24 protein-coding genes and 1 pseudogene are annotated in these 22,739 nt (G+C 55.5%); 8 read left to right on the plus strand and 17 right to left on the minus strand.

Translation table 11 applies throughout. The annotated features are described in order from the left end of the window. Positions 1-7: 7 nt before the first annotated feature. On the minus strand, positions 8-529 hold the full coding sequence (gene yceD, locus WFK85_RS01260; protein WP_336707905.1) for a 23S rRNA accumulation protein YceD: 522 nt from the start codon (positions 527-529) through the stop codon (positions 8-10). Between the two features lie 232 nt (positions 530-761). On the opposite strand from yceD, the gene WFK85_RS01265 reads away from it, so the two are divergent. After that, positions 762-1,346 carry a Maf family nucleotide pyrophosphatase gene (locus WFK85_RS01265; protein WP_166993756.1) on the plus strand — a complete coding sequence of 195 codons (585 nt, stop codon included), beginning with the start codon at positions 762-764 and terminating at the stop codon, positions 1,344-1,346. A 34-nt stretch (positions 1,347-1,380) separates the two neighbouring features. On the opposite strand, the gene rluC is transcribed toward WFK85_RS01265, so the two are convergent. Next, entirely contained in the window at positions 1,381-2,334 is a 954-nt protein-coding gene (gene rluC, locus WFK85_RS01270; RefSeq protein WP_008453474.1) for a 23S rRNA pseudouridine(955/2504/2580) synthase RluC, read from the minus strand. A gap of 569 nt (positions 2,335-2,903) precedes the next feature. Between rluC and rne the strand changes: the two genes are divergently transcribed. The 4 genes from rne (at position 2,904) to WFK85_RS01290 (ending at position 7,266) form a co-directional block, all read left to right on the plus strand. After that, positions 2,904-6,206: a ribonuclease E gene (gene rne, locus WFK85_RS01275; RefSeq protein ID WP_336707903.1), complete on the plus strand. Its 3,303-nt coding sequence runs from the start codon at positions 2,904-2,906 to the stop codon at positions 6,204-6,206. Between the two features lie 175 nt (positions 6,207-6,381). Continuing rightward, a complete protein-coding gene (locus tag WFK85_RS01280) occupies positions 6,382-6,711 on the plus strand; it encodes a DUF1971 domain-containing protein (RefSeq protein WP_008453477.1) in 330 nt (109 codons plus the stop codon). A gap of 16 nt (positions 6,712-6,727) precedes the next feature. Then, a complete protein-coding gene (locus tag WFK85_RS01285) occupies positions 6,728-7,078 on the plus strand; it encodes a DUF1971 domain-containing protein (protein ID WP_336707900.1) in 351 nt (116 codons plus the stop codon). A 5-nt stretch (positions 7,079-7,083) separates the two neighbouring features. Next, positions 7,084-7,266, plus strand: a complete 183-nt coding sequence (locus WFK85_RS01290; protein WP_008453480.1) for a DUF1869 domain-containing protein — start codon at positions 7,084-7,086, stop codon at positions 7,264-7,266. An 86-nt stretch (positions 7,267-7,352) separates the two neighbouring features. Here the strand turns inward: WFK85_RS01290 and flgL are convergent, their stop codons facing one another. The 11 genes and pseudogenes from flgL to flgB form a co-directional block, all read right to left on the minus strand. After that, positions 7,353-8,321 carry a flagellar hook-associated protein FlgL gene (flgL, locus tag WFK85_RS01295; protein WP_008453482.1) on the minus strand — a complete coding sequence of 323 codons (969 nt, stop codon included), beginning with the start codon at positions 8,319-8,321 and terminating at the stop codon, positions 7,353-7,355. Between the two features lie 14 nt (positions 8,322-8,335). Further along, positions 8,336-9,991 carry a flagellar hook-associated protein FlgK gene (flgK, locus tag WFK85_RS01300; protein ID WP_336707898.1) on the minus strand — a complete coding sequence of 552 codons (1,656 nt, stop codon included), beginning with the start codon at positions 9,989-9,991 and terminating at the stop codon, positions 8,336-8,338. A gap of 75 nt (positions 9,992-10,066) precedes the next feature. Then, the gene (gene flgJ / locus WFK85_RS01305; RefSeq protein ID WP_008453487.1) at positions 10,067-11,011 is read right to left on the minus strand and encodes a flagellar assembly peptidoglycan hydrolase FlgJ; all 945 of its coding nucleotides are present in this window, start codon (positions 11,009-11,011) and stop codon (positions 10,067-10,069) included. Continuing rightward, a pseudogene (locus WFK85_RS01310) lies at positions 11,011-12,107 on the minus strand (flagellar basal body P-ring protein FlgI). Before WFK85_RS01310 ends, flgJ begins: the two are co-directional and overlap by 1 nt. Positions 12,108-12,118: 11 nt before the next feature. Continuing rightward, complete coding sequence (locus tag WFK85_RS01315) at positions 12,119-12,814, minus strand: flagellar basal body L-ring protein FlgH (protein ID WP_085938871.1); 696 nt, start codon at positions 12,812-12,814, stop codon at positions 12,119-12,121. A 55-nt stretch (positions 12,815-12,869) separates the two neighbouring features. Beyond that, the gene (gene flgG / locus WFK85_RS01320) at positions 12,870-13,652 is read right to left on the minus strand and encodes a flagellar basal-body rod protein FlgG (RefSeq protein ID WP_039291854.1); all 783 of its coding nucleotides are present in this window, start codon (positions 13,650-13,652) and stop codon (positions 12,870-12,872) included. Between the two features lie 30 nt (positions 13,653-13,682). Then, on the minus strand, positions 13,683-14,438 hold the full coding sequence (locus tag WFK85_RS01325; protein ID WP_336707896.1) for a flagellar basal body rod protein FlgF: 756 nt from the start codon (positions 14,436-14,438) through the stop codon (positions 13,683-13,685). Positions 14,439-14,458: 20 nt separating this feature from the next. Next, positions 14,459-15,709 (minus strand): flagellar hook protein FlgE, encoded by a 1,251-nt coding sequence (flgE, locus tag WFK85_RS01330; protein ID WP_008453497.1) that lies wholly within the window; start codon positions 15,707-15,709, stop codon positions 14,459-14,461. Between the two features lie 26 nt (positions 15,710-15,735). Beyond that, positions 15,736-16,434, minus strand: coding sequence for a flagellar hook assembly protein FlgD (gene flgD / locus WFK85_RS01335; protein ID WP_008453498.1), 699 nt, complete (start codon positions 16,432-16,434; stop codon positions 15,736-15,738). Between the two features lie 11 nt (positions 16,435-16,445). Beyond that, a complete protein-coding gene (gene flgC / locus WFK85_RS01340) occupies positions 16,446-16,850 on the minus strand; it encodes a flagellar basal body rod protein FlgC (RefSeq protein ID WP_008453499.1) in 405 nt (134 codons plus the stop codon). Positions 16,851-16,853: 3 nt separating this feature from the next. Next, on the minus strand, positions 16,854-17,264 hold the full coding sequence (flgB, locus tag WFK85_RS01345) for a flagellar basal body rod protein FlgB (protein ID WP_008453500.1): 411 nt from the start codon (positions 17,262-17,264) through the stop codon (positions 16,854-16,856). A gap of 159 nt (positions 17,265-17,423) precedes the next feature. Between flgB and flgA the strand changes: the two genes are divergently transcribed. The 3 genes from flgA (at position 17,424) to flgN (ending at position 18,900) form a co-directional block, all read left to right on the plus strand. Further along, entirely contained in the window at positions 17,424-18,083 is a 660-nt protein-coding gene (gene flgA, locus WFK85_RS01350) for a flagellar basal body P-ring formation chaperone FlgA (RefSeq protein ID WP_008453501.1), read from the plus strand. A gap of 95 nt (positions 18,084-18,178) precedes the next feature. Continuing rightward, on the plus strand, positions 18,179-18,472 hold the full coding sequence (flgM, locus tag WFK85_RS01355) for a flagellar biosynthesis anti-sigma factor FlgM (RefSeq protein WP_039291844.1): 294 nt from the start codon (positions 18,179-18,181) through the stop codon (positions 18,470-18,472). A gap of 2 nt (positions 18,473-18,474) precedes the next feature. Further along, entirely contained in the window at positions 18,475-18,900 is a 426-nt protein-coding gene (gene flgN / locus WFK85_RS01360) for a flagella biosynthesis chaperone FlgN (protein ID WP_008453503.1), read from the plus strand. A gap of 54 nt (positions 18,901-18,954) precedes the next feature. Here flgN and WFK85_RS01365 read toward each other — a convergent pair whose 3' ends face one another. The 4 genes from WFK85_RS01365 to WFK85_RS01380 form a co-directional block, all read right to left on the minus strand. Beyond that, positions 18,955-19,437: a cold shock domain-containing protein gene (locus WFK85_RS01365; protein WP_008453505.1), complete on the minus strand. Its 483-nt coding sequence runs from the start codon at positions 19,435-19,437 to the stop codon at positions 18,955-18,957. Positions 19,438-19,514: 77 nt separating this feature from the next. After that, positions 19,515-21,050, minus strand: a complete 1,536-nt coding sequence (gene murJ, locus WFK85_RS01370; RefSeq protein WP_166875183.1) for a murein biosynthesis integral membrane protein MurJ — start codon at positions 21,048-21,050, stop codon at positions 19,515-19,517. A 113-nt stretch (positions 21,051-21,163) separates the two neighbouring features. Beyond that, positions 21,164-22,087 carry a Gfo/Idh/MocA family oxidoreductase gene (locus WFK85_RS01375; RefSeq protein ID WP_166993746.1) on the minus strand — a complete coding sequence of 308 codons (924 nt, stop codon included), beginning with the start codon at positions 22,085-22,087 and terminating at the stop codon, positions 21,164-21,166. Positions 22,088-22,089: 2 nt separating this feature from the next. Further along, positions 22,090-22,737 (minus strand): YceH family protein, encoded by a 648-nt coding sequence (locus tag WFK85_RS01380; RefSeq protein WP_008453511.1) that lies wholly within the window; start codon positions 22,735-22,737, stop codon positions 22,090-22,092. Positions 22,738-22,739 lie beyond the last annotated feature (2 nt).

Below are 22,739 nucleotides of genomic sequence, written 5' to 3' on the forward strand. Positions count from 1 at the left end.
TCCTCAATTACTTACGCTTTAAACTGGCTAATACGGCAAATGGGTTTGGTTTTTCCGCCTCTGGAGGCAGTTCGCCAAAGACCATGTCCGCCTCGGACACTTCACAGTGTTCAGAATCATGCACCGGAACTACAGGCAGGGAGAGGATAACTTCATCTTCCACCAGCGCCCGCAGATCGATTTCACCGAATTCGTTAACCTCAATCGGCTCATACGCTTCCGGGAGTGCTTCAGCCTGTTCGTCAGAGCGGACCGGACTGAAACAATACGTTGTGTGAACATGATGCACAAACGGTTTCCCGCAACGCTGGCATTCGAGCGTTACCGTCACCTTTGCATCGCCGGTCAAGACCGCGAGGCGCTGGTTATCGATAGCGAATCTCATGGAGCATTCTACATCAGCATCCACACTGACTACAGACTCGGCGATACGCTCAACCTGATCGGAAGCATACACTCCTTCGTAATCAAGGCGTTTTTGAGCCGTACGAACCGGATCAAGAGTCAGGGGTAATTTTACCTTTTGCATAGGGCGCGCATATTAACTTTGTAACGTCATAGAGTCAAAGAAAAAGGCCTGGAAACAGCGCCTTTTGCCATTTCTACCCTAAATAGTTTAAGTTGCAGGCAGACGCCCAGCTCAGCTAAGTGAGTACAGGTAACGCCCGTGCGGCTTAAAATATGACGGGTATATTCGCACACATTGCGGTGGCACAGTTTAAAATGCCTTCATCCAATTCGCTATCTTTAATGAAAAAAATATGAAACCGATTGTTCTGGCTTCCACCTCCCCCTTTCGCCGCAGCCTGCTTGAAAAGCTCGGCATGTCTTTCATCACTGCGTCACCAGAGGTCGATGAGACGCCATACCCGGGAGAAGATGCACGCCATTTAGTGACCCGTCTCGCCCAGGCCAAAGCGCAGGCATTAAAAGAACGCTTCCCGCACCACCTTATTATCGGTTCCGATCAGGTTTGTGTTCTGAATAACCACATTACGGGAAAACCACACACGGTAGAGAATGCCGTACATCAGCTGATGCTGGCCCGGGGCACTATCGTGACCTTTTATACCGGGCTGGCTCTGTATAATTCTGCCAACGGGCAGCTACAAACGCTGTGCGAGCCTTTTGATGTTCATTTTCGTCATTTGACGGAGGATGAAATTCGCCGCTACGTGCAAAAAGAGCAGCCACTCAACTGTGCCGGGAGTTTTAAAAGCGAAGGATTGGGCATCACGCTGTTTGAAAGGCTTGAGGGGAAAGATCCCAATACGTTAATCGGGCTGCCGCTCATCAGCCTGTGCAAAATGCTGCGCAACGAAGACTGTAACCCGCTGCTGGCGTAATAAAAAATGCTCCGTCAAAGCGGAGCATTTTTCTTTATTTAGCGTTGCGTAAAACCTGCAGGCAGCGCTTTAACTGATTGTCCAGCGGCGCTTCAATGCGAATCACCTCCCCGGTATTCGGGTGGGTAAACTTGAGCGCGGCAGCGTGGAGGAACAGACGGTTGAGCCCGGTGCCCGCAAGCTGCTTATCAAACTCGCGGTCACCGTAACGATCGTCAAAGGCGATCGGATGGCCCGCGTGGAGAGTATGCACACGAATTTGGTGCGTGCGCCCGGTAACCGGACTGCAGCGAACCAGCGTCGCAAATTCGTAGCGCTCTTCCACCTTGAAGCGAGTCTCAGAAGGCTTGCCTTCACTATTCACTCTCACGATGCGCTCCCCGCTTTGCAGGATATTTTTCAACAGCGGCGCCTGTACGACTTTTACGTGCGACTGCCATTGCCCGCGCACCAGCGCAAGGTAATCCTTCTGCATGCCTTTATCGCGCAGTTGTTCATGAAGCGAGCGCAGCGCAGAGCGTTTTTTAGCGACCAGCAGAACGCCGGACGTATCGCGGTCAAGGCGATGTACAAGCTCAAGGAAGCGCGCTTCCGGGCGCAGGGCGCGCAGCCCTTCAATCACCCCGAAGCTCAAGCCGCTACCGCCGTGTACCGCAGTACCGGAAGGCTTGTTTAGCACCAGAATGTGGTCGTCTTCATAAAGAATGACATCGGTCAGCGCAGCGACTTTTTGCAAATGCGGAGAAACGGCTTCTTCCTCACGCTCGGCAACGCGCACCGGCGGAATGCGCACTTCATCGCCTGCTTCAAGTTTGTACTCTGGCTTGATGCGTTTTTTATTTACCCGCACTTCACCTTTGCGCACGATGCGATAAATCATGCTTTTTGGCACGCCTTTCAGGCGGGCGAGCAAAAAGTTGTCGATACGCTGCCCGGCCTCATCGGCGGAAATTGCAACGATTTTTACTGATGGAGTCTCTGTTTTCATGGTCGGCGATTCTAAATAGCCCTGGCGCATAGCGCCACTCATTTTTATGTGCTTAACTGACAATCTGTTCTGTTTTAAACCGTCCAGACCGCCTTTTTTCATCCCCTTTGTGGCGAGGTTAAAATAGCGGTTAAAAAACTGTAAGAAACAGGGCGCTAATAGCAAAAGTCATCTTGCTATAACAAGGTTAGCAGTGGAATAATGTTGCGGTTTTCCGTGTTGAATCTTGTTAGAACAAGAAAGTTTGCGGAATACCCATTTTGCCTGAACGTCCATCCACGCAGCAATGGCGTAAGACGTATTGTACTTTCAGGCAGTTAGCGGGCTGCGGGTTGCAGCCTGACCGGTAATATGGAATCAACTCTTAAGAAATATTCTAAGGTTATTCCCACGATAATTGCGCTGTATTTCCGTATGAAATACAGGCAACCGACACTTTGCGCCTCTCAGCAAACGACAACCGTGAGGTTGGCGACACGCGTTTAGTCACGAGGCCATCGGTTCACTCCCGGTTAGCGTCACCATGCCCGCAGCTCTGTCGCCAATGTAAGAATAATGAGTAAGTTACGATGAAAAGAATGTTAATTAACGCAACTCAGCAAGAAGAGTTGCGTGTCGCCCTTGTAGATGGGCAACGTCTGTACGATCTGGATATTGAAAGCCCAGGGCACGAACAGAAAAAAGCAAACATCTATAAAGGCAAAATCACCCGTATTGAACCAAGTCTGGAAGCGGCGTTTGTTGATTATGGCGCAGAAAGACACGGTTTCCTCCCTCTGAAAGAGATCGCTCGCGAATACTTCCCTTCGAACTACGCTTCCCACGGTCGCCCAAACATTAAAGATGTTCTGCGCGAAGGCCAGGAAGTGATCGTCCAGATTGATAAAGAAGAACGCGGTAACAAAGGCGCAGCCTTAACCACCTTTATCAGCCTTGCAGGCAGCTATCTGGTTCTGATGCCAAACAACCCTCGCGCCGGCGGCATTTCTCGTCGTATCGAAGGTGATGACCGTACCGAATTAAAAGAAGCGCTTTCTTCCCTTGAACTGCCGGACGGTATGGGTCTTATCGTACGTACCGCGGGTGTGGGCAAATCTGCAGAAGCGCTGCAGTGGGATCTGAGCTTCCGCCTGAAGCACTGGGAAGCCATTCAGAAAGCCGCTGAAAACCGCCCTGCTCCTTTCCTGATTCACCAGGAGAGCAACGTTATTGTTCGCGCCTTCCGCGACTACCTGCGCCAGGACATCGGTGAAATCCTGATAGACAACCCGAAAGTGCTTGAGCTGGCTCGCCAGCACATCGCTGCTCTGGGTCGCCCGGATTTCAGCAGCAAAATTAAGCTCTACACCGGTGAAATTCCGCTGTTCAGCCACTACCAGATTGAGTCGCAGATTGAGTCCGCCTTCCAGCGCGAAGTCCGTCTGCCGTCCGGCGGTTCTATCGTTATTGATACTACCGAGGCCTTGACCGCCATCGACATCAACTCCGCGCGTGCAACCCGCGGCGGCGATATCGAAGAAACCGCTTTCAACACTAACCTTGAAGCGGCCGATGAAATTGCCCGTCAGCTGCGCCTGCGTGATCTCGGCGGCCTGATCGTTATCGACTTCATCGATATGACGCCGGTTCGCCACCAGCGCGCGGTTGAAAACCGCCTGCGTGAAGCCGTGCGTCAAGACAGAGCCCGCATCCAGATCAGCCATATCTCACGTTTCGGCCTGCTGGAAATGTCGCGTCAGCGTCTGAGCCCTTCTCTTGGCGAGTCCAGCCACCACGTCTGCCCTCGCTGTAGCGGTACCGGCACCATTCGCGATAACGAATCCCTGTCGCTCTCCATTCTGCGTCTGATTGAAGAAGAAGCGCTGAAGGAGAACACCAAAGAAGTTCACGCCATTGTTCCTGTGCCAATCGCCTCTTACCTGCTGAACGAAAAACGTGATGCAGTAAGCGCCATTGAGAAACGCCAGGGCGGCGTGCGCGCGATTATCGTGCCAAACGATCAGATGGAAACCCCGCACTACTCCGTACTGCGCGTGCGTAAAGGCGAAGAAACCCAGACGCTGAGCTACATGCTGCCTAAGCTGCATGAAGAAGAGATGGCGGTGCCGTCTGACGAAGAGTACACCGAGCGTAAGCGCCCTGAGCAGCCTGCACTGGCCACCTTTGTCATGCCAGAGGTGCCACCTGCGCCACAGGAAACCACGGCGGAGAAACCTGCTGTTGTCGCCGCAAAACCAGCCGCTCAGCCAAAAGCTGATGCCGCTGCACAGCCGGGCCTGGTTAGCCGCTTCTTCTCTGCACTGAAAAAACTCTTCGCCGGCGACACCTCTGCCGCTGAAGTGAAAGAAGTGAAGGAAGAGAAAGCGACCGACGCTGAAAATAAGCGTCAGGATCGTCGTAACAATAACCGCCGTCAGAACAACCGCCGCGATCGTGGCGATCGCAATGACCGTGGGGACCGTAACAACCGCGATCGCGACAACCGTGACAATCGCAACAGCCGCGATGACCGCAACAATGAAGCCCGTGAAGCTCGCGAACCGCGTGAAGGTCGTGACGACAATCGTCGCAACCGTCGTAACGGTCAACAGCAAAATGCGGAAGTTCGTGAATCACGCCAGAACGTTGTTGCTGCCGTTGACGATGCTGAAAAACAGCAGAAGTCCCGTGACGAGCAACAGCCACGTCGCGAGCGTAACCGCCGTCGCTCTGATGAAAAACGTCAGGCACAGCAGGAAGTCAAAGCACTGCAGCAGGACAATGTTGTCGAGCAGGATGCCGAGCAGGAAGAACGCACTCAGGTTATGCAGCGCCGTAAACCGCGCCAGCTGAACCAGAAAGTTCGCTTTGAATCTGCCGATGTTCCTGCAGTAGAAGAAACTCAGGTTGTACAGGCCAGCACCGAGCAGGCACCGATTGCACTGCCTGCGGTTGTAGAAGCGCCGGTAAATGCAGAACAGCAGGATGATAACGGTGAAAACCGCGATACTGCCGGTATGCCGCGTCGTTCACGTCGCTCTCCTCGTCACCTGCGTGTCAGCGGCCAGCGCCGTCGTCGCTATCGTGATGAGCGTTACCCGGCGGTATCCCCGATGCCACTGGCAGCAGCATGCGCCTCTCCAGAGCTGGCATCCGGGAAAGTGTTCATCACCTACCCTGTTGCCCGTCCACACGATCAGCTTGCTCAGGAAGAGGCGTTCCAGGCTCACGAAGACGTTCAGCACGTTAACGTCGCTGAGGCTGCAGCAGTAGAAGCCCCTGTTGAAGACGGCCTGGTCATCGAGCCGGTGAAAGCGGTGGAAACCGTTATTGAACCTGCCGTGGTGGAAACAGCTCATCCAGAAGTGATTGAAGCACCGGTGGCTGAACAGTCGGAGCCGGTTGCCGAAGTGGATGAAGCGCCTGTCGCAGAGATCGTGGCACAGGTTTCGCCTGCAGAGGAAGAAACTGCTCAGGCGATCGCAGAAGTCAGCGAACCAGCGCCGGTAGCGGCAGAAGCTCCAGCGATTGAAGAAGCTCCAGCGGTTGAAGAGGCTCCAGCGATTGAAGAGGCTCCAGCGGTTGAAGAAGCGCCGGTTGCAGTAGTTGAAGAGGTAAAACCTGTTGTGGAAGCAGCGCCTGTGGTTGAAGCAGCGCCTGTGGTTGAAGCAGCGCCTGTGACGCCGGAGGTTAACACCGAATCTTCTGTTGCCGCTAAGCACGCCACGGCGCCAATGACCCGCGCTCCGGCTCCGGAATACACGCCTGAAGCGCCTCGCCAAAGCGACTGGGTTCGCCCGGACTTCGGCTTCAGCGGGAAAGGCTCTGCCGGCGGGCACAGCGCCAGCCACCAGGCTACAGCGCCAGCCACTCGCCCACAAAGCGTGGAGTAATCTTCAGCGCTAAGTCAAAAGCCGGTCACCTGACCGGCTTTTTTATTTCCCCAGTCTGATCGATAAGCGAAACAATCGCCAACCAATAAGATGCATTTAAAATGCACTTTATGATAAACGCTGTGGGTAATTGTATGATGTAATGCTTGCAGAACTTATTGAGGAGAAACGCACCATGCTCCCTGTACCGCAGAACTGCATTCACACCCGCTCTTCTCCCTTCTGGGATAAAAACTCCGCCCCAGCGGGCCTGTTTCAGCGACATCTCGATAAAGGTACGCGCCCCGGCGTGTACCCTCGCCTGAGCGTCATGCAAGGGAAGGTTCGCTACCTGGGCTATGCCGATGCCACCTCGCCAGAGCCAGAAACAGAACTGATTGTTGAAGCAGGTCACTTCGGCGTATTCCCGCCAGAGAAATGGCATCACCTCGAGCTGCTCACCGACGACGCCGTCTTTAACATCGACTTTTTTGTCGCCCCGGAAGTGCTCCGCTCCATGTCATGACAGGAGGAATCTAATTATGCTGACTATTCCCAAAAACTATCTACATACCCGCGCCACGCCGTTCTGGACTAAAGAGACCGCCCCTGCCGCTTTATTTACCCACCACAACACCAAAGCGGGCGTCTTTGGCCGCCTCTCAGTGATGCAGGGCGCTGTGAAATATTTTGGTTTTCCCGACGCCGATTCAGCAACACCTGACGTGGAAATCGTTATTGAGGCAGGCGCCTTTGCCATTTCTCCGCCGCAGAAGTGGCACCGCATTGAGTTGCTGACCGACGACACTTATTTCAATATCGACTTCTTCGCCTCTCCTGAAGCAAAACTGGAAGGCAACGGCCTGGGTAAAGTGGTCAACAGCCAGAGGTAATCATGATGGGCAAAGCAACTTATACCGTCAGCGTCACCAACAACAGTAACGGCGTCTCGGTCGATTATGAGACCGAAACGCCAATGACGCTGCTGATCCCGGACGTCGCTGCCGAAGTGGTCAAAGAGCTGGTCAACACCGTCCGCGCTTATGACACGGAAGATGAACACGAAGTTTGCGGCTGGTGAAATGCACAAAAAAAAGCCCGCTCCGGGGTGCGGAAGCGGGCATATAAAGCGCGTTCAGTTTCATCACGCGCCCAAAACGTTGAAGGCTATCGGCTGTTAAGCTGGAACAGTGACATGCCTTGCAAATCGGTGAAGACTTTATAAGAAGCCTGTAGCGCAGCCTGCTGCTGAACATAGTTAGAGACAGTTGCCGTCCAGTCGGCGCCGACCAGCTGACTCATCTGGTCAGTTTGCGCCAGCGCTCTTTCATTACCGAGGTCATCCAGCTTGCTCAGCTCATTAAGCTGGGTACCTAACTCAGCGCGCACGGTGGACACATTGCTCAGGGCATTGCTCAGCCCACGGTTTGTTTTCGCGACGGCCGCATCAAGGGCTTTCTTACCTGCGTCGTCCAACCCGGCCGTTGGCGTTTTCAAGGCCGCGATAGCAGAGTCCAGCATATTAAAGATGTTGGTCTCGCTCGGCGAGCCATCGGGTTCCGGCGTGGCGTTACTGGAGATGCGATTGAAAACATCATTGCCGGTATGCCCAATTGTCATGGTTCGGGAGGTATCAACCTGTTGGGTAATTGGAAGCGTTCCGCCCTGATAGGTAATGCTACCTGCCCCACCGGTAAACGGTGCTGCTTCAGTTTTATAACCGGCAAAAATAAAACGACCGTTCCCGTCGGTACTGTTCGCCAGGTTCAGTATTTGGTTGCGAATACCTTCGAGATCGGTTGCCAGCGAGGCACGGTCGTCATCACTCAACGTTCCGCTGCTGGCAGCATAAACAACTTTCTCCTGAGCACTTTGAATTGAAGAGACCGTTTGCTGCAAAACGCTCTCTTCCAGCGAAACCTTCTGCGTCGCAAAGGTACGCGCCAGTTTGTACTGGTCGTTCATCGACTGAGCCTGGGAAAGCACCACCGCCTGAGACGCTGCAACAGGATCGTCTGATGGCCGGTTAACGCGGTTACCGGTGCTCATCTGCTCGCCATAACTCAGCCATAAACTCTGCGCGTCGCTAATGCCGCGCATGTTCTGGTCATATAACATTTGGGTACTGATACGCATGACGCTGGCTCCCGTTAGCGAATGTTCAGCAACGCATCAAACAACGATGATGCAGTCTGAAGGACCTGGGCGTTAGCCATATAGTACTGCTGGTAACGCTGCAGGTTGCCATACTCTTCATCGAGGCTAACCCCCGAGATAGATTGCTGCTGCTTGGTGAGCTGCGTCACCACATTCCCCTGAGTCGTACTAGTCACTTTCAGGCTTGCCGTTTTGTTACCCACGTCGCTGACCAGAGTGGCATACGCATCGTTGAACGACTTGTTGCCTTCGACCTGCTTAGAGTTCTGCAGATCCAACATGGCCTGAGCGTTACGGTTATCGCTCTTGCCGGCGGTAGGATCGCTTGCCAGCGCCAGTTTCGACTCATCTTTCACGGCCAGACTCATGTTCACTACCGCGTCGGATACCGGTTTAACGGTAAAGCTATCGTTGTTGGCAGGCGTGCCGCTCACGCCAACTTTCAGCCCGTCAAAGTTCAGGCTGACGTTGCCGCTTGCGTCCGTTGTCGCGCCGGGGTTAATGTTGGCGTTGTCCGACAGACGGGTCACTTTCCAGTTTCCGCCCACAAACTCAACCTTATAATCACTGGCCTGAATCTGCTTGCTGTCGGTGGTGGTCGCGGTCAGCTGCGTGCCGCTGGTATTGCGGCTGTTGCTCAGGACTGTTGGGCCACCGACGGTAAACAGGTTGGTACCTTTGTCGCCGTTGGCATCATAGCCCTGGGTGTGCTGGCTGTTCATGGCCGTCGCAAAGGCCTGAGCCATCTGGCCCAGACGGTTACGAGCGCTGTCCAAATCCTGAGTACGGAAGGTAAACAACCCACCCAGAGAACCTGTATTCAGCTGGCTTTCTGGAATTTCCACTTTACCGGCAATCGGATCGACAAAAGCGACTGTCGTACGGGAAGGATCGGCGCTGGAGTTAACCGCCGCCAGTTGGTTAGCCGTGTCGCCCTGCACCAGGCTAATACCATTGCCGATAGATACGTTGTACGTACCACCATCCTGCACGCTGACGTCTACGCCAACAATTTGGTTGAGCTGGCTAACCAGCTGATCGCGCTGATCCAGCAGGTCATTTGGCGCTGAACCCGCGCCCACACCTTTCAGGCGTGAGATCTGGTCGTTCAGATTCGCAATTTGCTTAGCGTAGGTGTTGATTTGGTCCACGCTGCTGCTGATCGACAGGTTAACCTGCTTGTCCTGATCGCGCAGGTACTGGTCGGTGACCTTAAACTGGTTTACCAGACCATCCGCTTTGCCCAGCAGCGCCTGACGAGCCGCAGGATCCTGAGCATTACTGGTCAGCGTCTGCAGGCCGGAGAAGAAATCCTGCATGGTTTTTGACAGCGAGTTGGTCGTCCCGGACAGAATGTTGTCGATTTTTGACATCTGCTGATACTGGGTTGTCAGCCCGCTGCTTTGCGTCTGGGCCGCACGCAGCTGGTTAGTGATAAAGGAGTCGTACTCACGCTGCACGCCGTTGACATACACGCCATTGCCAATATAGCCGCCGCCGGTCAGGGTGCTTTTTGACTGGGACAGAATCGTCGTCTGGCGGGTATAACCGCTTACGTTATAGTTCGAAATGTTATTGCCGACGGTGCTTAATGCCGCCTGGGCAGCACTCAGGCCACTCATGGCGCTGTTAATCAGGCTATTGGACATGAAGGTTCCTTGATAGCGTGTGGTCAAAGGTTCTGCTACCTATTATCGGCAGCAGGCCACGGGACTTGAGTCTCTTCAGAACAAATTCGACAAATCAGTGCTGTAGGCTTTGGAAACCTTGTCGCTCATGGCTTTCAGCTGCTGGATCATGCCAGTCAACTTACGTGCGTAGTTTGGATCCGTGGCATAACCGGCGTTTTGCAGCGCCTGAGCACCCTGCTCTGCTGAAGACGCATTCGTCACGGCAGCATAGCGCGGGTTTTTCGTCAGCAAGCCAACGTAGTCAGAAAGCGCTTCCAGGTAAGAGCTGTAAACGCGGAACTTCGCTTTCACCTTCTTCGCCTCACCGTTTTCAAATTCGGTGGTGGTGATTTCCGTCGTCGCTCCTTTCCAGCCCGGCGTTGCCTTAACGCCGAACAGGTTGAAGCTCGGTTCCCCTTTTTCGGTGCGGATCTGACGCTGGCCCCAGCCGGACTCCAGCGCGGCCTGCGCCAGAATCAGGTGGTGCGGAATGCCGCTGGCCTCACTGGCCAGACGCGCCGGCAGCGAAAGCTGCGCCAGGAAGTCTTTGCTGTCTCCGCTCATCGGCTCTTCATTAGAAGGCGCGCGAGGCACGGCCTGACGCACCATTTGCGTTAGCGTCTGGTTCTGGTAGCTGGTGACCGTTTGCGGGTCGAGTTTCATCGGTACCTGACCTGCCGTTTCCGATGGCTCGACCTGCTCGTTACTCATTTGCTTAACCATCGCATCCGCCAGCCCCAGCCCTTTCGCACTCAGTTGTTGGGCTATCTGCTGGTCATACATGCTGGTGTACATCCGCGTGGACTCGCTGCTGAACAGACCGTCTTTCGGCAGCGCCTCACGCATGCTTTTCAGCATCATCTGCACGAACATCCCTTCCACCTGATGAGCCACCTCTTTCAGGTTGCCCTTAGGATCTTGTCCGGCCTTCGCCTTTAAATCATTGAGCGAGTTGGCGTCAAACGCGGCATTGGCAAGTGAACGGGCGTCAGTCAGCATTAGATGATTTCCAGTTTTGCACGCAGGCAGCCTGCGCTTTGCATGGATTGCAGGATAGACATCAGATCGATAGGCGTGGCCCCCAGCGCATTTAACGCACGGACGACATTATTCAGGTTGGCGCTGGAATTAACGCGCTGTACCGAGCCACCGCTCTGACGTAGGTCGATCTGCGTTTGCGGCGTCACCACGGTCTGGCCGCCGCCAAATGGCGTATTCGGCTGGCTGACCTGATTCTGACGATTTACGGTCACCGACAGGTTCCCCTGCGCAACGGCGCAGTTATCCAGCGTCACTTCGCGGTTCATCACCACGGAACCCGTGCGAGAGTTGATCACCACGCGCGCATCCTGCACCGGCATACTCACTTCAAGGTTTGGATATCCGCCAGCAGACGAACCTGAGAGCTACCGCCGCTTGGCACGCGGATCTGGATCGTACGGCCATCCAGCGCTGTTGCGCTGCCGAAGCCACGGGAGCGGTTAATGGTGTCGGTGATCCGCTGGGCCAGGCTGAAGTCATCATCGTTAAGCTGCAGGTTGAGGGTGTTGCCGTTGCCGAAAGTCCCGGCCAGCTCACGCTCTACGACCGCGCCGCCGGTGATACGCCCGCCGTTAAGCTGGTTCACCTGCACGCTGCTGCCACCGGCAGCAGCGCCCGCACCGCCCACCAGCACGTTACCCTGCGCCAGGGCATAAACCTGATTATCCACGCCTTTGAGCGGCGTCATTAAGAGAGTCCCGCCGCGCAGGCTCTTCGCATTACCCATGGACGAAACAACAACATCAATGTTTTGCCCTGCTCGCGCGAACGCCGGGTATTTTGCCGTCACCATCACCGCTGCCACGTTTTTCAGCTGCATATTGGTGCCGGTCGGTACGGTAATACCCAGTTGGGAAAGCATGTTGTTCAGGCTTTGGGTGGTAAACGGCGTTTGCGTCGTCTGGTCACCGGTGCCGTCCAGCCCAACCACCAGGCCATAGCCAATCAGGGAGTTTTCACGCACGCCCTGCACGGTGGTCAGATCGCGAATGCGGTCAGCTGATGCATAAGCCGCTGTCAGCAGCACAACCAACCCGAATAAATATTTCACCATGGTACCCTCGCTTACATCGGCGATACGTTAAGGAAGAAGCGCTGCAGCCAGCCCATATTCTGCGCTTCATTAATGTAGCCGTTACCGACATACTCAATTCGGGCATCCGCCACCTGGGTCGACGCAACGGTGTTGCTGCCGCTGATGGTGCGCGGGTTCACTACGCCAGAGAAGCGGATAAACTCCGTCCCCTGGTTGATGGCAATCTGTTTCTCACCTACGACGTGCAGGTTTCCGTTGGCCAGCACCTGATCGACCGTCACCGTCAGCGTGCCGCTGAAGGTGTTGCTGGCGTTGGCGCCGCCTTTACCGTTAAAGCCATTGCTGCCGGAAGCGCTCAGGTCAGCTTTCCCTCCTCCCAATAGCCCCGAAGCAAAAGTCGGGACCGTGTCGAAGCCGAGGGCCGATTTTCCATCGCGGCTGGCGTTCGCCGAGGAGCTCTTACTGGCGCTGACGTTTTCCTGAAGCTGGATGGTCAGAGTATCGCCGATATTACGTGGACGACGGTCTTCAAACAGCGGCTGATAGCCGTAGTTCATCGGCTGTGCGGTCTGGAATATTGATCCGTTAATCGTTGGCGAAGGACCAGGCACCGGCTGCGCGGTCGTGGCCCCTTCAACCAGCGGTTTACTAGGCACTAAGGCGCAGCCGCTTACGGCAAACACCAGACTCAGGAGAACAGGACGGAGCACCATTGGGTTTTGCATTGCTTTCATCTTCAGGTCACGGCAGCCGACGCGCTTTCACGCGTCGGCAAACGCCTTACATTTGCGTCAGTTTTTGCAGCATCTGGTCGGTGGTGCTGACCGCTTTGCTGTTGATTTCGTAAGCGCGCTGAACCTGGATCATGTTTACCAGCTCTTCAGCAACGTTTACGTTTGAGGTCTCAACATAGCCCTGGTAGAGCAGACCTGCGCCGTTCAATCCCGGTGTGGAATCGTTTGGCGCACCGGATGCCTGCGTTTCGGTGTAAAGGTTTTCACCAATACTTTCCAGGCCGGTATCGTTCATAAAGGTCGTCAGGTTCAGCTGCCCTACCTGCACCGGCGCGGTCTGCCCTTGCAGAGTTGCGCTCACCACACCGTCACGCCCGATAGTCAAGCTCAGCGCGTTTGCCGGTACGGTAATCGCAGGCTGCACCTGGAAACCGCCCGCCGTCACCAGCTGTCCATTTTGGTCAACCTGGAAAGAACCGTCGCGCGTATAGGCGGCGGTACCGTCCGGCAGCAGAACCTGGAAGAAACCTTCGCCTTTGATGGCCACATCTTTGCTGTTGTCCGTTTTAGACAGGTTGCCCTGGCTGTGCAGACGCTCGGTGGCCACCGGACGAACGCCGGTCCCGATCTGTAAACCGGACGGCAGCGTCGTCTGCTCAGAAGACTGAGCCCCCGGCTGGCGAATGGTTTGATAAAGCAAATCTTCAAACACGGCGCGTTGACGCTTGAAACCATTGGTGGAGACGTTTGCCAGGTTGTTGGCAATCACATCCATATTGGTTTGCTGTGCATCAAGGCCCGTTTTGGCGATCCATAAAGAATTGATCATGTTTGAATCCTGTAATAAGTAAGCCGGGCGTTAGGTCATTTGCAGCAGCGTGTTAGCGCGCTGTTCGTTTTCATCAACGTTGGCGATAACTTTCATCTGCATCTCAAAACGACGGGCGTTGGCGATCATATCCGCCATCGCCTCTGCCGGTTTGACGTTGCTGCCTTCCAGTACGCCGGACATCACCTTAATCGTTGGGTCGGCCTGCGCGATGGCACCGCGTGTCGCCTGGGCGGCGGGGTTCAAACGAAACAGCCCGTCATCCCCGCGCACCACCTCCTGCTGCGTGGCTTTCACCAGCTTCAGTCGGCCAATCGGCGCCACGGTATTTGGCGGGTCGCCCGGGTTCAGCGCGGAGATAGTTCCGTCCGCGGCGATGGTAAGCTGCGAACCTTCCGGCACCGCAATCGGGCCACCTTCACCGATAACGGGCCGGCCACCAATGGTCAACTGACCGGCAGGGCTGACCTGAATGTTACCGTTGCGGGTATAGCCTTCTCCGCCGTCCTGCGTCTGCACCGCCAGCCAGCCATCCTGCTGCATAGCAACGTCCATCGGGCGCGAGGTGTAGTCCAGCTGACCAGGCGTCATATCAGCCCCTGGCGTTGAGGCAATCACCAGGGTACGAGTTGGCAGAGAAAGCCCTTCCACCGGGACAGCACGCAAAGCATTAAGCTGCGCGCGGAAGCCCGGTGTGGAAGCGTTCGCCATGTTGCTCGCCGTGACTGACTGTTGATTCAGCGTCTGGCTGGCAGCGCCCATGGCGGTGTAGATTGCATGATCCATTAAGCCGTCCCTTCAGGCGCTTAGCGCAGGTTAACCAGGGTGTTGAGGATCTGGTCCTGGGTTTTGATGGTCTGCGCGTTCGACTGATAGTTACGCTGCGCGACGATCATGTTGACCAGTTCTTTACTCAGATCCACGTTCGAAGACTCCAGCGCGCCGCTGGTCAGGGTTCCGAAGTTACCTGTGCCCGCCAGGCCCAGCAACGCAACACCGGAAGAGTTGCTTGCGGTCCAGACGTTATCGCCCTGGGACTGCAAACCTTCAGGGTTCGCAAAGTTGGACAGCACGATTTGCCCCAGAAGCTGGGTCTGCTCGTTGGAGTAGTTCCCGACCACGGTGCCATCGTCGTTAATCTGATAAGACGTCAGGTCACCCGGCTTGTAGCCGTTCTGGTTGGTCGCCACGATGTTGTTAGACCCGGTGTTCTGCTGCATGGAGTTCTGGAAGCTCAGCGCGAAGGTCGCAGGTGTCGCGCCGTTGGTGACGCCGGTGGTCACGTTGATGCTGGTTGGCAGCGTGTTCGGGTTTGGAATCGGATCGGCGGCATTGGCAGTAATCCCCTGCAGGTTGCCGTTGTTGTCGAAACGCATAAACCCGGCGGACGTTGCCGTAGAACCCGCTACGGAAGAGTCTTTGGTGTAAACCTGCCAGGCGTTATCCGCGCTCTTAACGTAGTAAACATCCATACCATGGGCGTTACCCTGGCTGTCATAAACGGTGACCGTGCCCTTCTTGTTGTAGCTGTTCGCATTGGTAGGATCGAACGGCGTTACGGTCGGGATCTTATCGGTAGAGTTCAGGTTGATCTGCTGGGACGCAGTGGTGGTGGTCTTCGCCGGCATCAGCGTGTTCGGGATCGACAAGCCTACCGGGTTGGCGCCCTGTTGAATGGTTGGCGGTGTGCCGGTTGCCGGGTAACCGGTCAGCTGCAGGCCCTGCATGTTCACCAGGTTACGGTTTTCATCCAGCTTGAACTGGCCGTTACGGCTATAAAATACCGAGCCGGAGCTGTCTACCAGGCGGAAGAAGCCGTTCTGGCTGATAGCGACGTCCAGGCCACGACCGGTCCCGGTGGTAGTCCCGTCGCCAAAGTTCTGGGTCACGCCCGCGACTTTAACGCCCAGACCCACTTTAGAGCCTGCGAACATATCGGCAAAAGAGACCGAACCTGATTTAAAACCATAGGTGGCGGAGTTGGCAATGTTGTTACCAATCACGTCCAGGTTGGTGGCCGCAGCATTTAAGCCGCTGACCGCTTGAGAAAACGCCATGTCTTACTCCTGCTTAGGTTATAGGCTTAAATAATTTGCCTGATTGCATCGAGGGTCGTAGAACCGTAGGTCCCGAGATCCAGTTTGAGGCCATCTTTGCCGTTGATAACACCGCTCACCATAGCGAAGCCCAGCGGCTGAGCCACCAGCTGTGTCCCGCCATTCGTGGCGTTGATCGCCACGGTATAAGAGCCGTCCGGCACGTTGGTGCCGTCGTTGGCGCTGCCGTCCCAGGTAAAGGTATGCACCCCGGCACTCAGTCCACCAATCTCGATAGTACGCACCACTTTGCCGTCTTTATCGGAGATGGTGGCCGTGACTTTGTCCGCCGCCTGCTGCAGCTCGACGCCAAACGGCGTGGTGCTGATGGTGTTGGTTTTTGAATCGGTCCCCGCCAGGATTTTGTTGCCCGGGATCATGACGCCATGGCCAATCAGGGCGCTGGCCTGCAGAGACTGGTTCTGGTTGATCTGGCCGGAGACGGAACCCAGCGTGGTGTTAAGTTTTTCGATGCCGCTAACGGTACTGATCTGCGCCAGCTGCGTGGTCAGTTCGTTGTTCTGCATCGGGTTGGTCGGATCCTGGTTTTTTAACTGCGCCACCAGCAGGGTCAGAAAACTCCCCTGCAGGTCTGCGGCGCTGTTGCCGGTCAGGCTGTTTTTCGATGCACCAGCCGTAGGATCAACATTGTTAGTCGGATCGTTCACTTTGACTGCAATGGACATATAGGCTCCTGTTACTGACCGAGAGTGAGCGTTTTCATCATCATGCCCTTCACGGTGTTGAGCACTTCGACGTTGGCCTGATAGCTACGGGAGGCGGACATGCTGTTGACCATCTCCCCGACCACATCAACGTTTGGCATACGCACGTAGCCGCGCGCGTCCGCAAGCGGGTTACCCGGCTGGAAAACCAGCTTGTCCGGCGCATCGCTCTCAATCACTTTGGTCACTTTAACGCCACCGGTCGCCGCGCCAGGGGCTGCATCCACCTGGAAAACGACCTGTTTTGCGCGGTAAGGCTGACCGTCTGGTCCGGTGACGCTGTCGGCGTTGGCGAGGTTACTTGCTGCCACGTTCATGCGTTTGGACTGGGCCGTCATAGCCGAACCGGCGATGTCGAAAATATTGAGTAAGGCCATCGATTATCCCTGTAGCACCGACATCATGCTTTTGATTTGCCCGCCAAGCACCGTGAGGTTTGTTTGGTAATTCAGGCTGTTATCGGCAAACTGCGTACGTTCACGGTCCATATCGACGGTGTTACCGTCCATGGCGGGCTGGTCAGGTACGCGGTAAAGGAGATCGAGCGACGGAGTGGAGTGGGTTTCTGCCGGGATATGGCGTGCCGAAGTGAGCGCCAGAGACATGCCGCCTCCTTCAACGCGTCCGCGCTCCATCACTTTTTTCATTTCACTGGCAAAGTCGATATCGCGCGCCTGAAAGCCCGGCGTGTCGGCATTGGCGATATTCGCGGCCAGAATCTCTTGGCGCTGAGCACGCAAATTAAGCGCTTCTTGCTGAAATCGCAGTGCGGCGTCCAGTTTATCGAGCATGCTTCCTCCATGGTCCATAGAATTAGGAATCGTCCGAAAGCTTAAATCCCCTTACGCGTACGCGATGGGTGGAATAAACGCAAAATACGTCGCTATTTATCGCCTTGATCAAAACGACTCGCGGTTAAAATCACCGCAATCTGAATACGGAGAAGCGCGATGAGAAGTCTGAAAATCTTGAGCGGTATAGCCAGTTTGCTGTTCGGTCAGTTGGCTATGGCGAGCGCACTCGATCAGCCGCTGACTGAGTATTTTCAACAGCGACTGGCGGGGATCAGCGATGACGTCAGCGTCAAGGTGAAAACGCCAGAGGCTCAGCTTCCAGCCTGCCCTCAGCCAGAATTCTCAACGCCCGGCAATGCCAAACTGTGGGGCAACGTTAGCGTCATGGCCCGCTGCGGCAGCGACAAACGGTTTATCCAGGTTCAGGTGATTGCCACGGGCCAGTATGTGGTTGCCAGCCGCCCTATTTCCCGTGGTGCAAGGATCGATGCCAGTAGCGTGCAGTTAACCCAGGGGCGCCTTGACCAACTGCCGCCACGGACTATGCTGGATCTCGGCCAGGCGACGGACGCCGTTTCACTTCGGGATATTGCCCCCGGGCAGCCGGTGATTCAGACGATGGTACGCCAGGCCTGGCGAGTAAAAGCCGGTCAGCAGGTTCAGGTGATTGCCTCCGGCGAAGGCTTTAGCGTCAACGGAGAAGGCAAAGCGTTGAATAACGCCGCCGTCGCGCAAAATGCCCGCGTTCGCATGTCCTCAGGGCAGGTGGTGAGCGGGACGGTGGATGCTGATGGGAATATTCTGATTAATCTATAATCTTTTTAAAGATTCCGCGGCGACTGCCGATAGTACTATCAACAAATGATACTGACTGGCTCTTACGCCGCGAGCCCCTCGATGAGGAGAGAACAATGAGCATTGATCGCACGTCGCCACTGAAACCGGTAAGCACTGTTCAACCACGTGAAACCAGCGATCCACAGACGCTGAAAAGCCGTCTTGAAAAATCCACTACCGCCAACAGCACCAGCGTAAAGCTGAGTGATGCGCAGGCCAAACTGATGCAGCCCGGCACCGGCGATATCAACATGGAACGCGTTGAAGCGCTGAAGACGGCCATTCGTAACGGCGACCTGAAGATGGATACCGGCAAGATCGCCGACGCGCTGATCCAGGAAGCCCAAAGCTATTTGTCGAGTAAATAACGGTGAGTCGTCTGTTAGAAGTGCTGGACCAAATGACCGCAGTGCTGAATTCACTGAAAGAGGTGATGGACGCTGAACAGCTGCAGCTTTCCGCAGGCCAGATAAACAGCAATGCGCTGCAACGTATAACTGAAGATAAAAGCTCGCTGCTGGCTACGCTGGATTACCTGGAACAACAGCGTCGCGCGGAACAAAACGCCGGGGCGGTCACCAGCCTGGACGTTAGCCAGCGCTGGCAGACGATCACGCAAAAAACCCTGCACCTGCGGGACATTAATCAGCATAACGGTTGGTTGCTGGAAGACCAGATGGCCCGCAATGAGCAGGCTATTGCCGTGTTAAAACCGCATCAGGCACCGGACTTCTATGGCGCCGATGGGCAGGCAACGGCGCAGGGCAGCCGCGGCGGCAAAAAAATCACGATCTGATTCTCCTCGCCAATGAAAACAGCTGGTCAACGCTCTCCTTGACCAGCTGCTTGCTTATTTCAGCGATTTCAAGACTTTTACCGTCGCCTCAATATCAATCTCATCCTCTGAGAACAGATGTGTTTCGCCCTGGAAGGTGGTCACGGCCAGTTTTTTCACCGTGCGCATTTCCCCTTCTTTTTTCTCTGCCTTCGGGCGAATGCTGTTCATCAGCAACCCAACCGACAGCACCGCATTTTCTTTATCAATCTTCCCGTCCGCGGGCTCTTCTTCGCTGTACACCACGAAAGATTTGATCGAGGTGATTTTAAGCCGCTCGCCCGCAATAAACAGATGCTTGCTCTCAGGCTCCACTTTCACAGCAAACGCCGACAGCCCTTTATTATTGGTTCCCGGCTCGAAGGTCACCGACGCGTCCTTTTTGATAAGTTCCGGGTTGGCGACTTTAATCACGTGGAAATAACGGTTTTCACCGTTTTCATCTTTGATAAATCCGAAGCCCTTCTCTTCGAACCAGGTTGTGATTATTCCTCTCATCGCTCTGTCACCTAATTAACCTTTCAACATATAAAGAATAGGGCGGCGTGACAAAACCGTCATCCACCCAGAAAAAATCAAATTGTGCGGCGGGCGAAATCTTTCAACCTGAAGCCCAACAGCAACAATGTCGCAAAATAAGCGACGATGCCGGCCACCACCACCGCCATCAGCCGCAGCAGGCGATAAGGCATGTTGCCCAGATCCCACGCAGGCATAACGTACATTATCCCAATCAGTACCGCAGACATCACCAACACGGCGGCGACCAGACGCAGCAGAAATGCCGTCCAGCCGGGCTGTGGCTGGAAGATATCCTGCTTACGCAGCTGCCAGTAAAGCAGCGAGGCGTTAATACAGGCCCCCAAACCAATCGACAGGGAAAGTCCGGCGTGTTTTAGCGGGCCGATAAACGCGAGGTTCATTAGCTGCGTCAAAATCAGCGTCACGATAGCGATTTTAACCGGGGTTTTAATGTCCTGCCGGGAATAGAAGCCTGGCGCCAGAACCTTAACCACGATAAGCCCCATCAGGCCGACCGAATACGCCACCAGCGCCCGCTGGGTCATCAGGGCATCGAAAGCTGAGAACTTACCGTACTGGAACAAAGAGACGGTCAGCGGTTTTGCCAGAATTCCCAGCGCCACCGCGCTTGGGAGCGCCAGCAGGAAGCAAAGGCGCAGCCCCCAGTCCATCAGGCGGGAGTATTCATCGTGGTTGCCGGTGGCAAAACTCTTCGCCAGCGACGGCAGCAGAATAGTGCCTAACGCCACGCCTAAAACCCCGGACGGAAACTCCATCAGGCGGTCGGCATAATACATCCAGGAAACCGAACCGGACACCAGGAACGAAGCAAAGATGGTGTTGATGATCAGTGAAATCTGGCTGACGGAAACGCCGAGAATAGCCGGCCCCATCTGTTTGATAACCCGCATTGCGCCCGCATCCTTAAAGCTGATACGCGGCAGCACCAGCATGCCAATTTTCTTCAGGTGCGGCAGCTGATAGGCCAGCTGTAATACGCCCCCTACCGTTACCGCCCAGGCCAGCGCCAGAATCGGTGGATTAAAGTGCGGGGCGGCAAACAGCGCGAAGCCAATCATGCTGAGATTAAGGAACGTCGGGGCAAAGGCTGGCACAGAGAAACGGTTCCAGGTATTGAGAATTGCCCCGACCAGCGACGCCAGCGAAATCAGTAAAATGTACGGGAAGGTAATGCGCAGCAGGCTCGACGTTAGCGCAAATTTATCCGCCGTGTCGGCAAAACCCGGCGCAGTGACCAGAATAACCCAGGGCGCCGCAAGCATCCCGAGGACGGTGACCAGCGCCAGCGCAAGCGTCAGCAGCCCGGAAACGTATGAGACAAAGACGCGCGTGGCATCTTCGCCCTGCTTACTTTTGTATTCGGCCAGAATAGGCACAAACGCCTGGGAGAAAGCGCCTTCGGCAAAGATTCGGCGCAGCAGGTTCGGCAGCTTAAAGGCAACAAAGAAAGCATCCGTCGCCATCCCTGCCCCAAATACCCTTGCCACAATGGCGTCGCGCGCGAAACCAAGCACGCGTGAAAACATGGTCATCGAGCTGACGGCTGCCAGCGATTTTAATAGGTTCATTTATTCTGTTATTCCACAAACATGAACGCCTGCAATGCAGGCGTACATGGATGATGACAAGTCGGCATAGTCTACCGATACGGCGCTGAATTGCTACCGCGATATGTTACAGCTTATTCGCTAATTGCCTCGCGCCAGAGCTTCTCAACGACACGCTGCGCCAGCAGCGCCTGCTCGCCGGAGGTTTCCGGGACAGTTTGGTTCGCCACGCAGTCGATAAAGTGACGCGCACAGCCCACAAAGCCGCGCTGTTCCAGCGTGGTTTGCCAGCCGGGAATGGGCTGTTCCACCACACCCGCGCCGCATTCTTCGCGCCACTGACGCATGTCGGTTACCTCATACAGCCCGCCGTCAGTCACCGCCTGCACCCACTCTCGCTGGCTTCCGGCGCGGCGATGCATACTGGTGGTCACGCTCAGGTTGCCCTGGCTGAAATGGTGTTCGGCGTACAGCATTTGCCCTGATTCATTGGTTTGCAACGTCCCGCTTTGCAGCTGGGCACTGCCGCCGCCAAGCCAGAGCGCGGTATCCACGACGTGAAGATAGTCATCAAGCAGCGTGAAGCGCAGATCCCCCGGGCCGACGCTGTCGCTGCGGTGTTTGTCCATCCGCAAGGATGCCCCGGCAGACAGCTTTGCCTTTAACTGCTGGTAACGCGGGGCAAAACGGCGGTTAAAGCCCACCATCAGGGTGCGTTTTTTGCGCTCTGCAAGCTCCACCAGCTTTTCGGCGTCAGCCAGGTTTTCCGCCAGCGGCTTATCCACGCAGACGCTGACGCCCGCATTGAGCAGATCATTCACCACCGCGTAGTGGGAACTGGTGGCGCTATGCACAAAAACAGCATCGCACTGCGCCGCCAGATTGCTGAGCGAATCGATATACGGCATACGCCAGGTTTCACACACCGGCAGCGCTTTCGCTTTGGTCGGTGAAAATGCGCCCACCAGCGACCAGTCCTCGGATGCCCCCAGAACCGGAAGCCAGGCTTTCTGCGCGATCCCGCCCAGCCCCACGACGCCAATACGTAATTTCGTCATCCTTAATCTCCCAAATGCGCCAACAAGGAATCCAGACGCTGTTTAAGTTCGGCGACTTCAGTTTCCAGCGCGGCCACTCGCGCGCTGAGATCGTCTGCAACCGGGCTGATACTTTGTTCCGGGGACACTGACGCCTCAACCTCACCGCTGAAAAGATGCATATAGCGGCTTTCTCGTTTACCCGGCTCACGCGGCAGACGTACGACAAACGGCCCATCTTCACGGCCAGCCAGCCCTTCCAGCGTCGCTTCTACCTGCGCCATATCGGTGAACTCAAACATTCTCCCGGCACGGCTGCGCAGCTCACCCGGCGTTTGCGCGCCGCGCAGCAGCAAAGTCGTAACCACAGCCACTTCCGCTGGCGCTAGCTTTAAATGACCAAACTCGGAGTTGCAAAAACGCTGCTCGTATTTCGTCACGCGGTTGCCAAACCCGCTGACGGTTCGCAAATAATGGCCTTTGACCAGCCCGTCCAGCGAGTCCTGGACTTCATGCTCTTTCAGCTCCATCACAGGTTCACGGTTTGTTTTCTGATTACAGGCGGTCACCACGCCGTTGACGGACATCGGATATTGCTCTGGCGTAGTGAGCTGTTTTTCCAGCAGGCTGCCGATAACGCGGGCTTCAATCGCCGTTAACTGATATTTCATCT

Source organism: Cedecea sp. VD22 (assembly GCF_037150195.1).
GTDB lineage: Bacteria > Pseudomonadota > Gammaproteobacteria > Enterobacterales > Enterobacteriaceae > Cedecea.

What these genes read in the sequence shown, in the direction of transcription:
- yceD (WP_336707905.1), bottom strand. Translation starts at nt 529, where the DNA reads ATGCAAAAGGTAAAATTACCCCTGACTCTTGATCCGGTTCGTACGGCT.
- WFK85_RS01265 (WP_166993756.1), top strand. Translation starts at nt 762, where the DNA reads ATGAAACCGATTGTTCTGGCTTCCACCTCCCCCTTTCGCCGCAGCCTG.
- rluC (WP_008453474.1), bottom strand. Translation starts at nt 2,334, where the DNA reads ATGAAAACAGAGACTCCATCAGTAAAAATCGTTGCAATTTCCGCCGAT.
- rne (WP_336707903.1), top strand. Translation starts at nt 2,904, where the DNA reads ATGAAAAGAATGTTAATTAACGCAACTCAGCAAGAAGAGTTGCGTGTC.
- WFK85_RS01280 (WP_008453477.1), top strand. Translation starts at nt 6,382, where the DNA reads ATGCTCCCTGTACCGCAGAACTGCATTCACACCCGCTCTTCTCCCTTC.
- WFK85_RS01285 (WP_336707900.1), top strand. Translation starts at nt 6,728, where the DNA reads ATGCTGACTATTCCCAAAAACTATCTACATACCCGCGCCACGCCGTTC.
- WFK85_RS01290 (WP_008453480.1), top strand. Translation starts at nt 7,084, where the DNA reads ATGGGCAAAGCAACTTATACCGTCAGCGTCACCAACAACAGTAACGGC.
- flgL (WP_008453482.1), bottom strand. Translation starts at nt 8,321, where the DNA reads ATGCGTATCAGTACCCAAATGTTATATGACCAGAACATGCGCGGCATT.
- flgK (WP_336707898.1), bottom strand. Translation starts at nt 9,991, where the DNA reads ATGTCCAATAGCCTGATTAACAGCGCCATGAGTGGCCTGAGTGCTGCC.
- flgJ (WP_008453487.1), bottom strand. Translation starts at nt 11,011, where the DNA reads ATGCTGACTGACGCCCGTTCACTTGCCAATGCCGCGTTTGACGCCAAC.
- WFK85_RS01315 (WP_085938871.1), bottom strand. Translation starts at nt 12,814, where the DNA reads ATGCAAAACCCAATGGTGCTCCGTCCTGTTCTCCTGAGTCTGGTGTTT.
- flgG (WP_039291854.1), bottom strand. Translation starts at nt 13,652, where the DNA reads ATGATCAATTCTTTATGGATCGCCAAAACGGGCCTTGATGCACAGCAA.
- WFK85_RS01325 (WP_336707896.1), bottom strand. Translation starts at nt 14,438, where the DNA reads ATGGATCATGCAATCTACACCGCCATGGGCGCTGCCAGCCAGACGCTG.
- flgE (WP_008453497.1), bottom strand. Translation starts at nt 15,709, where the DNA reads ATGGCGTTTTCTCAAGCGGTCAGCGGCTTAAATGCTGCGGCCACCAAC.
- flgD (WP_008453498.1), bottom strand. Translation starts at nt 16,434, where the DNA reads ATGTCCATTGCAGTCAAAGTGAACGATCCGACTAACAATGTTGATCCT.
- flgC (WP_008453499.1), bottom strand. Translation starts at nt 16,850, where the DNA reads ATGGCCTTACTCAATATTTTCGACATCGCCGGTTCGGCTATGACGGCC.
- flgB (WP_008453500.1), bottom strand. Translation starts at nt 17,264, where the DNA reads ATGCTCGATAAACTGGACGCCGCACTGCGATTTCAGCAAGAAGCGCTT.
- flgA (WP_008453501.1), top strand. Translation starts at nt 17,424, where the DNA reads ATGAGAAGTCTGAAAATCTTGAGCGGTATAGCCAGTTTGCTGTTCGGT.
- flgM (WP_039291844.1), top strand. Translation starts at nt 18,179, where the DNA reads ATGAGCATTGATCGCACGTCGCCACTGAAACCGGTAAGCACTGTTCAA.
- WFK85_RS01365 (WP_008453505.1), bottom strand. Translation starts at nt 19,437, where the DNA reads ATGAGAGGAATAATCACAACCTGGTTCGAAGAGAAGGGCTTCGGATTT.
- murJ (WP_166875183.1), bottom strand. Translation starts at nt 21,050, where the DNA reads ATGAACCTATTAAAATCGCTGGCAGCCGTCAGCTCGATGACCATGTTT.
- WFK85_RS01375 (WP_166993746.1), bottom strand. Translation starts at nt 22,087, where the DNA reads ATGACGAAATTACGTATTGGCGTCGTGGGGCTGGGCGGGATCGCGCAG.
- WFK85_RS01380 (WP_008453511.1), bottom strand. Translation starts at nt 22,737, where the DNA reads ATGAAATATCAGTTAACGGCGATTGAAGCCCGCGTTATCGGCAGCCTG.